This window comes from Sphingobacterium humi (genome assembly GCF_009768885.1).
GTDB classification, from domain to species: domain Bacteria; phylum Bacteroidota; class Bacteroidia; order Sphingobacteriales; family Sphingobacteriaceae; genus Sphingobacterium; species Sphingobacterium humi.
Genome location: NZ_WSQA01000005.1, coordinates 256,689 through 269,609, shown reverse-complemented (window position 1 = coordinate 269,609; position 12,921 = coordinate 256,689). Strand labels below are relative to the sequence as shown.

17 protein-coding genes are annotated in these 12,921 nt (G+C 35.3%); 5 read left to right on the top strand and 12 right to left on the bottom strand.

Features of this window, described 5'->3' with window-relative positions; translation table 11 throughout:
* Positions 1–26 precede the first annotated feature (26 nt).
* The 4 genes from GQF63_RS08990 (at position 27) to GQF63_RS08975 (ending at position 2,043) form a co-directional block, all read left to right on the top strand.
* On the top strand, positions 27–275 hold the full coding sequence (locus GQF63_RS08990; protein WP_160368892.1) for a hypothetical protein: 249 nt from the start codon (positions 27–29) through the stop codon (positions 273–275).
* A gap of 68 nt (positions 276–343) precedes the next feature.
* Positions 344–784 carry a hypothetical protein gene (locus GQF63_RS08985; RefSeq protein WP_160368891.1) on the top strand — a complete coding sequence of 147 codons (441 nt, stop codon included), beginning with the start codon at positions 344–346 and terminating at the stop codon, positions 782–784.
* Positions 785–1,251: 467 nt separating this feature from the next.
* The gene (locus GQF63_RS08980; RefSeq protein ID WP_160368890.1) at positions 1,252–1,707 is read left to right on the top strand and encodes a hypothetical protein; all 456 of its coding nucleotides are present in this window, start codon (positions 1,252–1,254) and stop codon (positions 1,705–1,707) included.
* Between the two features lie 129 nt (positions 1,708–1,836).
* Positions 1,837–2,043, top strand: coding sequence for a hypothetical protein (locus tag GQF63_RS08975; protein ID WP_160368889.1), 207 nt, complete (start codon positions 1,837–1,839; stop codon positions 2,041–2,043).
* Positions 2,044–2,251: 208 nt separating this feature from the next.
* Here the strand turns inward: GQF63_RS08975 and GQF63_RS08970 are convergent, their stop codons facing one another.
* The 7 genes from GQF63_RS08970 to GQF63_RS19640 all read right to left on the bottom strand — a co-directional run bounded on the left by GQF63_RS08970 (position 2,252) and on the right by GQF63_RS19640 (position 6,878).
* A complete protein-coding gene (locus GQF63_RS08970) occupies positions 2,252–2,713 on the bottom strand; it encodes a hypothetical protein (protein WP_160368888.1) in 462 nt (153 codons plus the stop codon).
* A 103-nt stretch (positions 2,714–2,816) separates the two neighbouring features.
* Positions 2,817–4,604, bottom strand: a complete 1,788-nt coding sequence (locus tag GQF63_RS08965) for a hypothetical protein (protein ID WP_160368887.1) — start codon at positions 4,602–4,604, stop codon at positions 2,817–2,819.
* 15 nt (positions 4,605–4,619) lie between these two features.
* Positions 4,620–5,060 (bottom strand): hypothetical protein, encoded by a 441-nt coding sequence (locus GQF63_RS08960; protein WP_160368886.1) that lies wholly within the window; start codon positions 5,058–5,060, stop codon positions 4,620–4,622.
* Positions 5,057–5,236, bottom strand: a complete 180-nt coding sequence (locus tag GQF63_RS08955; RefSeq protein WP_160368885.1) for a hypothetical protein — start codon at positions 5,234–5,236, stop codon at positions 5,057–5,059. Before GQF63_RS08955 ends, GQF63_RS08960 begins: the two co-directional genes overlap by 4 nt.
* A gap of 215 nt (positions 5,237–5,451) precedes the next feature.
* On the bottom strand, positions 5,452–5,967 hold the full coding sequence (locus GQF63_RS08950; protein ID WP_160368884.1) for an HK97-gp10 family putative phage morphogenesis protein: 516 nt from the start codon (positions 5,965–5,967) through the stop codon (positions 5,452–5,454).
* Positions 5,968–6,170: 203 nt separating this feature from the next.
* On the bottom strand, positions 6,171–6,365 hold the full coding sequence (locus GQF63_RS08945; protein ID WP_160368883.1) for a hypothetical protein: 195 nt from the start codon (positions 6,363–6,365) through the stop codon (positions 6,171–6,173).
* 210 nt (positions 6,366–6,575) lie between these two features.
* Positions 6,576–6,878 carry a terminase small subunit gene (locus GQF63_RS19640; protein ID WP_212592512.1) on the bottom strand — a complete coding sequence of 101 codons (303 nt, stop codon included), beginning with the start codon at positions 6,876–6,878 and terminating at the stop codon, positions 6,576–6,578.
* Positions 6,879–7,797: 919 nt separating this feature from the next.
* Here GQF63_RS19640 and GQF63_RS08935 point away from each other — a divergent pair.
* Positions 7,798–8,481 (top strand): hypothetical protein, encoded by a 684-nt coding sequence (locus tag GQF63_RS08935; RefSeq protein ID WP_160368882.1) that lies wholly within the window; start codon positions 7,798–7,800, stop codon positions 8,479–8,481.
* 280 nt (positions 8,482–8,761) lie between these two features.
* On the opposite strand, the gene GQF63_RS08930 is transcribed toward GQF63_RS08935, so the two are convergent.
* The 5 genes from GQF63_RS08930 to GQF63_RS08910 form a co-directional block, all read right to left on the bottom strand.
* On the bottom strand, positions 8,762–9,811 hold the full coding sequence (locus GQF63_RS08930) for a serine/threonine-protein kinase (RefSeq protein WP_160368881.1): 1,050 nt from the start codon (positions 9,809–9,811) through the stop codon (positions 8,762–8,764).
* A 1-nt stretch (position 9,812) separates the two neighbouring features.
* Positions 9,813–10,286: a hypothetical protein gene (locus GQF63_RS08925; RefSeq protein WP_160368880.1), complete on the bottom strand. Its 474-nt coding sequence runs from the start codon at positions 10,284–10,286 to the stop codon at positions 9,813–9,815.
* A 257-nt stretch (positions 10,287–10,543) separates the two neighbouring features.
* Positions 10,544–11,134: a hypothetical protein gene (locus GQF63_RS08920; protein WP_160368879.1), complete on the bottom strand. Its 591-nt coding sequence runs from the start codon at positions 11,132–11,134 to the stop codon at positions 10,544–10,546.
* A gap of 36 nt (positions 11,135–11,170) precedes the next feature.
* On the bottom strand, positions 11,171–11,653 hold the full coding sequence (locus GQF63_RS08915) for a hypothetical protein (RefSeq protein WP_160368878.1): 483 nt from the start codon (positions 11,651–11,653) through the stop codon (positions 11,171–11,173).
* Between the two features lie 21 nt (positions 11,654–11,674).
* Positions 11,675–12,841 carry a DUF6371 domain-containing protein gene (locus GQF63_RS08910; protein ID WP_160368877.1) on the bottom strand — a complete coding sequence of 389 codons (1,167 nt, stop codon included), beginning with the start codon at positions 12,839–12,841 and terminating at the stop codon, positions 11,675–11,677.
* Positions 12,842–12,921 lie beyond the last annotated feature (80 nt).

The window sequence follows — 12,921 nt, the reverse complement described above, 5'->3', positions numbered from 1 at the left end:
CAACCATCGAATTTCGCAAGATACTCATGGAAGTATCCGAAACAGCGGTAAACAACGCCCTGACCGATGTAGGTCTTACAAGCCCTATCATATGGAGGTCAGAAGCGATCAGGATCCATGGCGAGAAGCTTCTCAATAGGTTCGAAAAATACAACCTTATTGAGCGCAGGCAACACTATCCAAAAGGAAACTACTATTATGATGTCAAGGAATTGAACTATGCTCTGGTGACAGAAAATAGGCATAGATTTTACGTAAAGGAAGAAGATAAATAAATAATAAACAAGTGTGCCACTGCTAAACTTGGCGGTCACACAGTGGCACTATCTAAAAATCAAACATTATGCTAACAATTAACGAAATGCCTGATAGTTCAGAACTTAAGGGCAAAATTAAAGAATTTGCAATAAATGCATGCATTTCAGGTGAACAATTAGATGATCTTGACATAAATCAGCTACAACAGCTTGCTGACATGTACGATACAATAAGTTGTAAGGATATAATAATTCAAAATCTTGACAGCTTCTTTGAGGGCATTAAAAGCCATTATGTTAGCACAGAAGACGCGCTTTATGACATTGTAGAGATGATATGTGAGACAACTGACCAACGGCAACGCTTATTACTTAAAGAAGTTTATTATCTTTTTAAAGACTTAGGTACGGCCAGCGGCAATAAGATGTTAGCTCTTAGAGATTTGGTAACATACCATCGCTTTGATGAGAAAATAATTGGTTTGCAAAAGGGATTATTCAGTAATGAAAAGGGAGGGAGTAGATAATGAAGAGGATTTTTGAAACAGTTTACTTTAATCCCAATGAGGACGGAGTAAAAAGAGAGCGAACCATCAATTTAGGTTTGATCAAATATCGTTCTACAATGTTTGTGACTGGAGAGAAAGACCGCAGCGTTAGGATTAGATCAATATCGATTGAGTATGCGCCAGGATTATTTGAGATACTTAAGAATGGAAAAATTAAAATAATGATTAGGATCTAGATAACAATTACCGCATCGAAATATAAGCAGGATTAAATGATCTTGCTTTTTTATTGATTAATTGAAATTGGAACAAACAGAAACCAGAACCTTGCATGATCAGGTGATATTTAATATAAAGTAGACCTACACTCACTATTTAGTGGGGGATTAAAAGAGAAAGAAAGATGGAGTTATAGGAAAGCATTTCATCATATGAACTCATATAAGAATTTTATTTACTTTTGCCTAAACTAATTTATTAACGAAATGAAAAAGATTATCTATTCACTATTTATTATTATCGGTTTTAGCTCATGTTCTAAGAGTGATGGTATCTCTGAAAGTAATTCTGAAATTAGAGGAAAATGGGATCTAGATTATACAATTAAATATGAAGGAGCTAACAATACCCCAACAACAATTCCCGATAATGGCGATATTAGTTATAATTTCGGAGTGTCTGAGGTAACTATATCAGGATTTAAAATTGAAGGTAAATGGGGGGATGGAATTTTTGGCGACAGAGAACCTGAAGTAGTTAAAAAAGAAGCATTTACTGAAAATAGAGGATATTGGATCTCTGAAGATAATAAGAAATTGACAATTAAAAATGAATACAACATTAGTGAGCCTTACGATATCATCGAACTAACTAAAAGTAAATTAGTTCTAAAAACTACGTTTGGTCATAAAGTAGATTTGTTTTTTGTAAAGTCAAAATAACCCGCCACCAAGCCACACAAGAAGCAATCAAAAAGGCGGTGGATTTGTACAACAACCGTCAAGGTACCCCTCTCAAAATAACACCTTTAATTATACCTATCTTTAGTTATACAAATTAAAAACAATATTATGATTTATTGGAAACACACTACGAATAATGTAAGGTACAAAATCCCTACTATTGAAAAAGGGATTATGATTATTGAAGGTAAAAAACGTGAAGTTTACACCAATCAAGAAGAGGGTAACTATGTAATTAAAACTGATGGACACTTGTTTTTTGTGCTGGGAGAAAAACAATATAATGCAATGGGAACCAAGCTCAACTACGAATAAGACATTGAACCATTGATAAAAAAGTATGCAATTGCGTGATTAGCCTAACCTCATCCTTTAGGATTTTTTTATTCTTTTAATAATACTTATAAAAATTTGTATAAAGATCGTGAAATCCTTCAGGTCGAATAATTCCTAAATCTAGGCTTTCAAGGTCAGAATGGGTGAGCAACTAAGGGTTAATTAAAAGGATGTATTATTAAATCCACTATTTCCTAAAAACAAGCTTGTCGCCTAACAGTTCCGCTACAATCTGCATATCCCGATATGCACCTTTAACACCAGTAATCTGCATGCTAGAAACGTTCTTGATTTGTTGAAAAGAATCTCTGGCATTAAATCCTGTTCCCCATAAAGCAACACTGCTGCTAGATTGTCTATAATTTCCACTAATGGTTATTATACCATCCTTTATTCTAAATGTATAATACGACATGTGAGAGCCTCGTTCGAATGGCTCAGTCCGTATCAAAAATAATTCAGAATCTCTAAACTCGATCATAAACCCTTTATCTAACAACCACTCTGTAAGCTCATTATACAATTGCTCCTTGCTGCCTTCTTTAATGATATCAATATACATCGTGCCTTTGGGAGCTTTTTGTCTTAAGTCCTGGGAAAATAATAGTGCAGAAGATAACGTCAGAATTAGTATAATTAAATATTTCATAATTTTTAAATTGGCAACCAAATATAATAAAAAACCTACCGGATTATCCCGTTAGGGAAAATTAAGTTATTCCATAATACGTATAATACTTAAACAAATTATGTTAATACTTCAGATCCTTTTCTTCCTCACTCCCATAGTGCTCTATAGATATAGCGATATCATCATTGCGATACTCCAGAGCTATTAAGTTAACTTCGTTTTTTTCTGTATTGTATATCGACCTATTCGGCAGAAACTTCTTCCCATCAAGCGTAGCAATGCTGTAGTTGTCAATGAAACTCCAATCCTTACCAAGTGTAGAAATACTACCGTTAAACACAATATTTTGCGAATACAAACACCGCAACGCTGATCGCGCGTACAACTCCGTAAGCGAGCCTATATCCGTACCATCTGTGAATAGCCAATCGGTATTAGAAGTGCTATAACTCCTCATTAAATTGGAAGTATAAAAGCCGCTGAAAGCACTGGATATCGGCAAAGATATATCTAAATTCTTTGTATTATTAGATTCTTCATGGCTCGCTTTATACACATCCTTATTGTGATTTACACTTAACCAAATATCGTCTAAAACATAAGTTTTGCCAGCAGGCATAACAAATTCAACACTTAAAAGACCCTCCTTGTTTCCGGTAGTTAGGTTTATTACTCCCGGGTCTATTATTTTGTTCTCTAAGCTTCCTGCTCCTGTATAAGTAATTGCGGCACTGTAATTCAATTCTAAACCTTGCACAGTAAACGAAATGTATTTAAAATAGTCCGCCTCTTTCTCAGTCCATGCGGTATTTGCAGGATGGTTTTGCGTGTTGTTTATGGTCAATAAATTACTAGACCCTGAGGTATAGCCGTCTTGAATTTTGCTCACAATGAATGCTACACCGCTAGTGACGTCCATAGTTTCTTCAAAAAGTACTTCGCGCCCGATTACAACCCCATCACGGACAAACTGAATAAACACTACATCACCTGTAAAGAATGATTTAGCAGGGTCAAAGTGAATGTAAAAAGCATTCCCCGCCGGGTGCCATGACGTGCTTATTACCTGCTGATTAGCGGGGCCATTAGTATTCTGCCAATACCCGTATTCGTTTAGATACCAGTCTTCGATTGTCCCATTATTGTTAACCGTATATTTTACTGAAACCTTAATTTCATTATTACGCCAATCAATCCTTCCATTCTCAGGGTTTAAGGGATAACCATCAATCGCCATAAAACTAAAACCAAACTCAAAAATGTTGTACAGCGTATGTGCGTCAATTGGTAAAGGATTGAGAAGTTTGAAAACAGCCGGATCAGGGCCAGAATTTATAAGTTTAACAGCCGAACCTCCTCTACCAGTAATTGAACCGATTTCACTCTCATAGGCAAACGTGCCACCTTGTACTCCCCACCACATGAGGGCACCTAGGCTTCGTTGTTCCAGTCCACCATTTGGCAGTATATTCGCTAGTTGATTATGTTCATAAGTAACCGTTACACTTTTGTTTGCTGCGGTGGCCGTTAACACAGCATCTTCATTGATGAACTTATAATCCTCACCTACTACACGAAGGCTATCCCGGGTGTGTTCTGTAATTACAGGAAGCCCCGTGCTGTTGGCGCACTCCCTGTAAGCAATAACATCAGCAAGATGCTCTTTGATGCCTATAACCCACCATGCGCCATCAGCTTGCACTATACGGCATTGTAAAGCTTTGGTTAAGCCCTCAACAATGTATTTACAGGATTGATATCGCATATTGCCGGTTGTTGTATTTACTAAGAAACCATCACCGAACTGCGACCATCTTAAATTTTGAAACGGTTCTCCCGAAATAGATGTATTTATTGCCTCAATAGAACAGCTCCATCGAATAGGTAAATTTATGCCCAACTGTTGCATTAAGATTCGTCTAAATTAGTTTAAAGGGCATCTAGTGCCTAGCTCTGCCCCAAAGACGGAAAATTGCAAAGTTTCTAGCAATGGAAGCCCTGAGGTAGCTCCAAACTCCATTTCATAAGGTATAGAAGCTAACCGTATTTGTTGGTTATCAGGGATTAAATAACCTTGAAATTTAACTTGCCCGTTTCGGGTAACTGTAATCTTACAGTCTCGATCATTAAGGGTTAAAAATTCCATCTGGTCAACTTGACCTTGATTATAGATTGCACTAGATAGGCTCACGTTAACCAATGGGTTATCCCAAAGGTCATCCACTCCCCCATCGTAGCTAAGAACACCCACCCTATCCGCAACACCTCGCGCGTTAATAGGGGTTCCTGTGTAACCAATAATATCAAACTCTATAAGCCAATCACTATTGTCATAGCTCTTGTACGGAATCCTATATTTGATCATTGCTGGTTATCTTCGTCCTGGTCATCAAAATACTCCATACCGACGTCAGTTTTTCGGCCGATAATTTCAGCAGTCCATGCTAATTCGCGCTCAATACCTTGTAATTCTTCTGGGGATGGCTCTAGGCCTCTTTTAGATTGTAAGCTCTCAGGCTTAACTGGTTTAATCTTGCTCATCTTTTTATTTTAAGATTATCAAAATGAGACTTTGGAATAAAACAGGTACTAAGAGGTACAATAATACCTGTTTGTGGGAAACGAAAAGAAAACAAAACACACCCTTCTACATCCAAAACCCCGTGCTTTCTTTCTACACAAATATACTAAAAATCAAAGAGATAAGTATAATCCACCATTATTGATTCGTAAAAAAAGTGGAATTATCCCAGCGTTTATAAATAATCTTTCAAGATATCTTCAATCCTTTTCTCCAGTCCTTTGGTGCCATCCTTGAAGCCTGGATGCATGAACGGCTGAGGATTTACCCCTACCTTCATGATCTTTGCCATGATGGGCCATAATGCTTCCTTTGGTATTCCCTTGCGCTTCATCCATTCGGCTATCGCTTTCTTGAAGTCGCCCTCACTGAGCTTACCGTTACGGAACTTCTCCGCTTCGCTCTGCATTTCTGCAGGAACATCGACCTTGGTCTTAGTTCCGAACTCCTGATATCCTGCATATCCTGCACTTGCATAGACTATCCAAAGCAGGTCTTTGCCCTCAACGTTTATGGAGTTCCTTAGGTATCCCTGATCTACCGGAACACGCCCGATTGCGGAGTTCCTGACCTTCTGTGCTGATACTTGGAACTCGTTTCCGATTTTCTTAATTATTTGTTTTTGGGATTGCTTGTTCAGCTTCTTTTGAAGCTGATCTAAGCCCTTGATTTTAATACTAAACTTTGCCATACAACACTGATCTTTCTATATATCAAATATAACCATTTCTAGTCGGAATTCTGATGGCTAGACCCTCTTTTGTGTACACAAAAGTACTTCTTGCATATATTCAAATTGATGCGGTTTTCAAGAAGTTTTTGTATTGACAGAAACACACCTTGCAGTACAAAAAAACAAGCTGATTATTAAGCATATATCACATTACCTGAACACTAGGAAACTTCGTATTCAAATATCACTTTTATATTATCTCCTTCTTGTGGATTAGGATCAATACCTAAATATTTGTAAGATTTAATAGTCTCATCATTTCTAAATTCTTGTGCTAAATCCTCTGCGTCACGGTTAAAGTTGTTCGCGTTAAAGTTTTCTTTAGAGTAGTATTTAATTATGTATTTTCTGGCCATATTTTTAAGTTTATTACCCAAATATAATAATTGGAATATAAAATCTCGGTCGCCATTTTGATCGCTTCTTGGATTTTCTGCCGGATTACTCCGGAATTCCCCGGTTATAAAACCGCATCTAATTTAAGGCTATTTTAAAGTGTTTTAATCGACTTTGGTATTAAAACAATTAAAACATACCATTATAATCATAAAGTGTCTTAAATAACCTTATTTTATGCGTAAATCAAAATAAACAATAAACATTGTGATGCGGTTGTTAAAAATAGCTCTTTCCCCGCATAAACAGATAATTGTGAAGTCCGTGGGGGTAATAGCTTCTGAAACCTTAACATTTGTTAACAACCTAGAAGATTGTTCTGTTGCTGTATCTTGAATATAACCAGCACGAATAGCGGCTTGGGCAATCTGAAGTTTTCCTTTTTTACTTATAAGTGTCAAATTTTGTAAAGTTTTGACAAGTTTTACGCTTTTGAGTGGCATCTTGAATGTTGGGTTTTGTAAGGTTTTCACCCCTTTTTTATGGTTTCCGAAAATTCAATACGTATGAACAGATAGCAACGAAGTCTGTAAGAAAACTAAAGTTTTCCCTAGTAGCTGATGTTATTCCCATAACCCACTCCGAATTACTCCGAATTACTCCGATTCACACGTAAACAGATAACACAAAAGTCTATTTAATTGCAGGTTGTTTCTTTCCTCTACGCGCGTAATGACCGTGTTAAAACCTTCTAATTAAGTCCTGAGCCTTTTTATAAAGACCAAGAAATAGGTTTAACCGTGTTTTTTTAAAGGCGCAGAAATTCTATTTGTCTCATGCGCACGTGTAATGACCGACGAAAATTCAAACCATTCGCATGAACAGATAACCTTGAAGTTTTTTTTACTCAGCAAGGACGTGGATTATCACGCGCGCACGCAACACTTTGCAAAAAGTCTTCGTAAGCTCCATTAGGGCAATAATCGTTAATTTTTCACGCACGTATAACAGTGCCCAAATAATCATTACTCTGATGCTGTTAGGGGTTTTCGTCGGTCTATACGCGTACGCGCGCGTAATGATGGGCAAATAATCTTCGTAAACACTGTTTTCACGTTTTTTATAGCCCGGGAAACTTCACCTATTTTCTTTTTTATAGCTTCGGAAACTATCATGATATTACTTTTTTATAGCTCGAGAAACAATTACAAAAATATCATTTGCTTCTTTCCAATAACTATCAAATGTTCTGTCAGACATCCGAAATTTACCGCAGATTACCGAAAAACAATTAGAATAGGTCGATCCATTATCTAGTTCAGGTAACAGCCATTTACCCCCAAAATGAGGAAACCGATTTTTGTCACCTTTAAAACGACGTTTTAGAGCAAGATTGATTTTGTCCGACAAAACGTATACCTTGCTGTAGAGAATTAAATTTAGTTGATTGCAATGATACCAATAGAAGAAAATAAAGTCCATTTTTTATTTAGGAGAGGGAAGAAAGAGCATATTGAAAATTTATTATACAAAGGAGAAATATATATCAATACCATAAAATTCATCAGAGGATGTGATGATAATTGGGAGCGATCGGATAAGGATGATTCTATATCCTATAGGAGATTTTATAAAGAAGCTCTAATTACTCTTTGCGAAGTAGGTAAGGATTTTGATAAAGATGGGTTAGATTTCGATGCTAGAGATATTATCATTAAGCATGATAATAATATCACAGGTAATATTTATTGCTTAACCGGTATCTACTCAGATCATTTAAAAGGTGACCGAAATAATATAAAATTTGAAACCCAATCTTTTGGGGAATCTAAAATCTTTATTTATAATCCTAAAAAATTTATTGAAAGAATTTTTGCCGAATTGGATTTAATAGGTATCCGTGGGTACTCATATAATAAAGTAGAATATTATGATAATGATTTTAATGGGGAAATAGGGCCCTTCAAAAAACACAAAATTTATTCACATCAGAGTGAATTTAGAATTTTCATTCCGAATAATCAGGATTCTCCTTTAAAGTTAAATATAGGTAATATAGAAGATATTGCTAAAATTGTAGGGGATGAGGCAAAATTAACTCATTCCGATGGAAAAGAACAATTCTTATTTTTTTAGGAATCAGAAATATGATCCGAAATGCAATAATTAAGAATAAGAACAATTAAAAACCCCAACTTGTAAAAGAAGGGGTTCGGATTTATTCAAGAGTTAATTTAAAATATTTAAAATTAACAAAATCTTTATTTTATATTGCGTGGAATTATAACTTCGTAGTGTCCTTTTTCCACAAACTTAACAGATCGTTTATCAATCCTCTCTTTTGGAATTTGAACATAAGGGAGAGATTGATTAGCTCGAGTAAGACCTTTGTCGTTATATTTAATAATCTTAAATTTCACAGCTTAAGTGCTTGTTTAATTTTATTTAAAACGTTAGAACTTGTTAAATTATTGTGACAATATTGCGATTGCTTTACAGTTTTATTTAATAACATATTAGTTCTAGTGGTAAACATACTAACATTTTTAGTATCTTGCAAATTTGCTTGAATTTTATATAAATAATTACCTGAAGTCTTTTCCCATGTATGAACGCTACCTTCTTCTGAATACTTCCAGTCTAAATTCTCACCAACTTCACCTAAATCATTCATCAAAGAAAGTACACTATCATATCTATCCGAAATATTCACACTCATTGCCTTATTTACAATCGTTCTTAACTTCTGAGGGATGTGAGGGAGATAAGATGTTCTATCAGGAAATTGTCCAGCTAATATCGCTTTTTGACGACTTTCTCTACTATTGTAAGAATAAAACTGCTTATTAAAAAGTTCCTCGCCATTCAATAATCGGTATAAAGTAACTCCAGCAGAATAAATATCAAAATGATGAGTTTTGTCAACCATTTCATAAAATTCAGGCGGAATATGTTTGGAATATGCAGCCTCAGGATTAGCGTGCCCTAAAATATTCATAGCCTTTGCAAGTCCAAAGTCCGATAAATGAGCTTCATTAGCATTTGAAATAAGAATATTATCAGGCTTCACGTCAAAATGAATCAACCCTTTAGAGTGTATATTGTGTAAACCTGAAAGGAATTGAATTGCATACCTGATGATTTCTCTAATCGTCAAATTCCCCTTTTCGCTTAAGCTTTTGAGAGAGCCTCTTTCATAATAAGGCATTGCAATATATACGTAATTATCGTCCGAACAACCGTAAAACACTTTTACTACATTTGAATGGGCGGATGCAAAAAGTAATTTCGTTTCCTTATAAAATTCCCCATCTTTTTTGAAATCCTCCTTATTAATACGTTTTATTACAATATTATCATCGAATTGAATGTCATGTGCAATAAATACTTGGGAGTTTTTACCTTCTTGACCTATTTCCTTATTTAGGTTAAAAGTCAATTGAGTTGTATACTGTCCTAAAGCCATATTATATGTTTATTGCGCTAATTGCGGCCATTATACTTTCTCTTTGCTCAATTTTTAAATTCCCCCAATTTTCAAGCCCTGGAAACTCTATCTCTCCATCTGCGTAAGGCTTAAATTCGTTTCTCTTGATTCCTAATTTGGTGGAAATGTTAGAAATTTGTCCTATGAAATATTTTTCAATCGTTGAACTAGCAAATAATTCCTGAATAACTCCTTCAATATAAATACGATGTATGCTTATCTTTCTAGCATTTGATTCCGTGACTCTTATGCAAGCATTTTTTACTTTAAATTCGTTTATTATATCACCTAGAGTATTTCTAACGAATTTTAACTGCTCCGGAATTTCCATTGACTTTGGACATTTAACTATATCTAAAGCGATTATTTCAATTTCTTTTCCCTTAGCGGAAATTATTGAAAAATAAACAGATGTTGGGGTAACTCTAATCCCAATTGATTTTATTTGATCCATATATTTAAGTTAATGAACCAAATATAAAATTATATTTCATTTATTTTAACTCCAAAACATTCACATCAATTACAATCAAAATAAAAATTATAAGATTTAACTTATGAAGATTTGGCCACTTTAAGGTTAAAAATAAAAAAACACAGTGGAAAAATTGGATTCAATATTTAATTATATAAAATAAACAAAACCCTACACTTGGAAGATGTAAAAATCTTAACTAACCAAATATTAACCTAAATTTTGAAAAGACATTATTAAGATATCATAGCCATTTCAATAAATCCGGCGTAATCAAAGTTGCAGTCAACCGCATCGAGTTTCTTTTTTAAGGACAAATATCTTTTCGTTAAAGTACCATTATAAAACGTTTTGAAATTTTTGGAATGTAATTCAGTCTTGACATCATCCATTCCGTAATATGGTTTCACGACCTTTACAAACTCTCTAACCTTCTTTGAATCGAATTGGCATTCATACATAGCATAAAGAAATGCTTCTCTATGTAGAAAGTATTTTCCAATAGAATATAATTTTCTGCATCTTTTCCCTGTTTGAGGACAAATGAAATAAGGAATCTGTCCAAATCCTAAATTTGAATTTATGAATGTTATTTCTACTTGGTATTTTACTAATTCAGATCCAGCGTATCTATAAGATAACTCAAGATATAACCTATCTGTTTTGATGGTTTTAATATTAATTGACATTCTTTCAATTCCCTTTCTACTCCAAGTAATAGTGCTACTCTTTCCGATATAATCTAAATGCCCCCATTCCTTTACTTTTGAAATAGACAGTGTGTCAACATAATCCAGTAATACCACTCCCGCGCCTTTTCTTCCCATAATTCTAAATATAATAACCTAAATTATTAGAGAACTTTATGCCGTTCTCTGTAGCCTTTCACTATTCATCCATCTTTCTCTTAAGTACTCAGCTAGTTCCTGAGCTTCTATTCCTTTCGAACTATCAAGTCTGAATATCTTAACGCCATAATTTACCTCGAGCCAATTAAATCGATAAATAGGCCATACTCCATATCGATCTTTCAATCCAATAGCAACCTCCCAAAAGTGAAAATCATTTAGCATGGCAAGCGTAGTTTCATATCCTAATGCCTCTGCTAATTGATGTACATTGTCAATGAACTCATGCCCATCCTCATACCAGACCGTATTGAACTGTCTGCCCCTTAGTTTATAAAATGAAATATTTCCCGGCTCATGGAATAAAGTGTATCTGTATTCAAAATCCCCTGGCTTATATGCCCTGTCAAATAGTAAAAACTGAGTAGCATTTAGCTTCTCCTTATTGAATTTTCGCACTTGGTTTGGATATCCCACCTTGTTACCCTTCTTTCTCATTTCAATCCTCCTTGTTTTTAATTAATACTTATTCTCAAATTCACTATATCCTTGCATGTGCATGATCCGGTATATCGTCCTAGCTTCAAACTCTTTTGCCAATGGATTATCGCTTGCATCAATTATGTACTTTCTAAAATCTTTAATCTCTAAATCATCTATTGCCACTGTTTCACCAATAGGGATATGCTGAGCCAGTTCTAGAAAGAATGACTTTAGACTCTGTTCATCAGAAACCTCCGTCTTACCCGCGCGTATGGACTCCGAAAATTCAGATGGTTCAAACCGCAACAGGTAGTCAGCAATATCTAGCCCTTGCTCAAGCTCCTCCTTAGAAGCATTATCTTCCAGAAATGTAGAGACTGAGAACTTTGCAATGCTTTTTAATTCATTGGCTTTTTCTTGCCATGCTGTGGCTACTTTTAGGTCAGGGAATAATATTACCTCCCGGTTGCTTAAAACCTCGCATTTCGACTTATTTAAACCCTGCGCACTTCCACTTGCAATCCAGATGAACTGACGAAAGTATATACTGCAGATAATAGCACTTTTCTCGCTCTCAACTATGGCAACTGGTTTAGAGCTTCCCGCCAATAAGTGTTCACCAAAGAAACATTGTTCTAAATTGAAATTATCGAGTTTAAGAGCCTTATGTGCCCATTGAATATGATCGAACGGCTTCCGTACCCTTTTGCCATTAGAACGGCTGTAAAGCATTATTTTTCCAGTCCTGACGTTCTTATGTTTATCTACCTGCCAAAAGACAGTTGAACCCTCCCAAAGTTTGGAGCTTCCTATCATATATTTAACAATGACAGCTATCGTTACATCCGTACCGAACCTATCATCAAGGAATTCTACGAAATTATTCTTCTCGTAAGCATTGAAAGAGTGTTCCATTATCTTCCTATCAATAAATGTTGGAGCAATCTTGACTCTTTTGACTGGCCTCTGAGAAAAATATGGTTTTGGATCTTGATGGATTCCGTTATCCTCAAAATATTGCTTAGGTGTATAGTGATGACCGCAGCTATCTATCCTTTCACATTTGCCAACGCTATCTCCAATATACTCTTTAGTATCTACATCAATGTACATAGCAAACTTTCCCTTTGCCCCACAACTTGGACAGCGATGTCTGGTGTTCATCCCTTTATATGGTTCAAGATGGTATTTGTAGTCTGACATACTTTTTCCTCCTTTTCAGTTCCTATAACTATTTACCTCAGTCAGTCAGTTAGTGTACACCCTAAAGGGATGTGCTAACT

Excerpts from the sequence above, each read along its gene's own strand:
- GQF63_RS08990 (WP_160368892.1), top strand. The coding sequence starts at position 27 with ATGGAAGTATCCGAAACAGCGGTAAACAACGCCCTGACCGATGTAGGT.
- GQF63_RS08985 (WP_160368891.1), top strand. The coding sequence starts at position 344 with ATGCTAACAATTAACGAAATGCCTGATAGTTCAGAACTTAAGGGCAAA.
- GQF63_RS08980 (WP_160368890.1), top strand. The coding sequence starts at position 1,252 with ATGAAAAAGATTATCTATTCACTATTTATTATTATCGGTTTTAGCTCA.
- GQF63_RS08975 (WP_160368889.1), top strand. The coding sequence starts at position 1,837 with ATGATTTATTGGAAACACACTACGAATAATGTAAGGTACAAAATCCCT.
- GQF63_RS08970 (WP_160368888.1), bottom strand. The coding sequence starts at position 2,713 with ATGAAATATTTAATTATACTAATTCTGACGTTATCTTCTGCACTATTA.
- GQF63_RS08965 (WP_160368887.1), bottom strand. The coding sequence starts at position 4,604 with ATGCAACAGTTGGGCATAAATTTACCTATTCGATGGAGCTGTTCTATT.
- GQF63_RS08960 (WP_160368886.1), bottom strand. The coding sequence starts at position 5,060 with ATGATCAAATATAGGATTCCGTACAAGAGCTATGACAATAGTGATTGG.
- GQF63_RS08955 (WP_160368885.1), bottom strand. The coding sequence starts at position 5,236 with ATGAGCAAGATTAAACCAGTTAAGCCTGAGAGCTTACAATCTAAAAGA.
- GQF63_RS08950 (WP_160368884.1), bottom strand. The coding sequence starts at position 5,967 with ATGGCAAAGTTTAGTATTAAAATCAAGGGCTTAGATCAGCTTCAAAAG.
- GQF63_RS08945 (WP_160368883.1), bottom strand. The coding sequence starts at position 6,365 with ATGGCCAGAAAATACATAATTAAATACTACTCTAAAGAAAACTTTAAC.
- GQF63_RS08935 (WP_160368882.1), top strand. The coding sequence starts at position 7,798 with ATGATACCAATAGAAGAAAATAAAGTCCATTTTTTATTTAGGAGAGGG.
- GQF63_RS08930 (WP_160368881.1), bottom strand. The coding sequence starts at position 9,811 with ATGGCTTTAGGACAGTATACAACTCAATTGACTTTTAACCTAAATAAG.
- GQF63_RS08925 (WP_160368880.1), bottom strand. The coding sequence starts at position 10,286 with ATGGATCAAATAAAATCAATTGGGATTAGAGTTACCCCAACATCTGTT.
- GQF63_RS08920 (WP_160368879.1), bottom strand. The coding sequence starts at position 11,134 with ATGGGAAGAAAAGGCGCGGGAGTGGTATTACTGGATTATGTTGACACA.
- GQF63_RS08915 (WP_160368878.1), bottom strand. The coding sequence starts at position 11,653 with ATGAGAAAGAAGGGTAACAAGGTGGGATATCCAAACCAAGTGCGAAAA.
- GQF63_RS08910 (WP_160368877.1), bottom strand. The coding sequence starts at position 12,841 with ATGTCAGACTACAAATACCATCTTGAACCATATAAAGGGATGAACACC.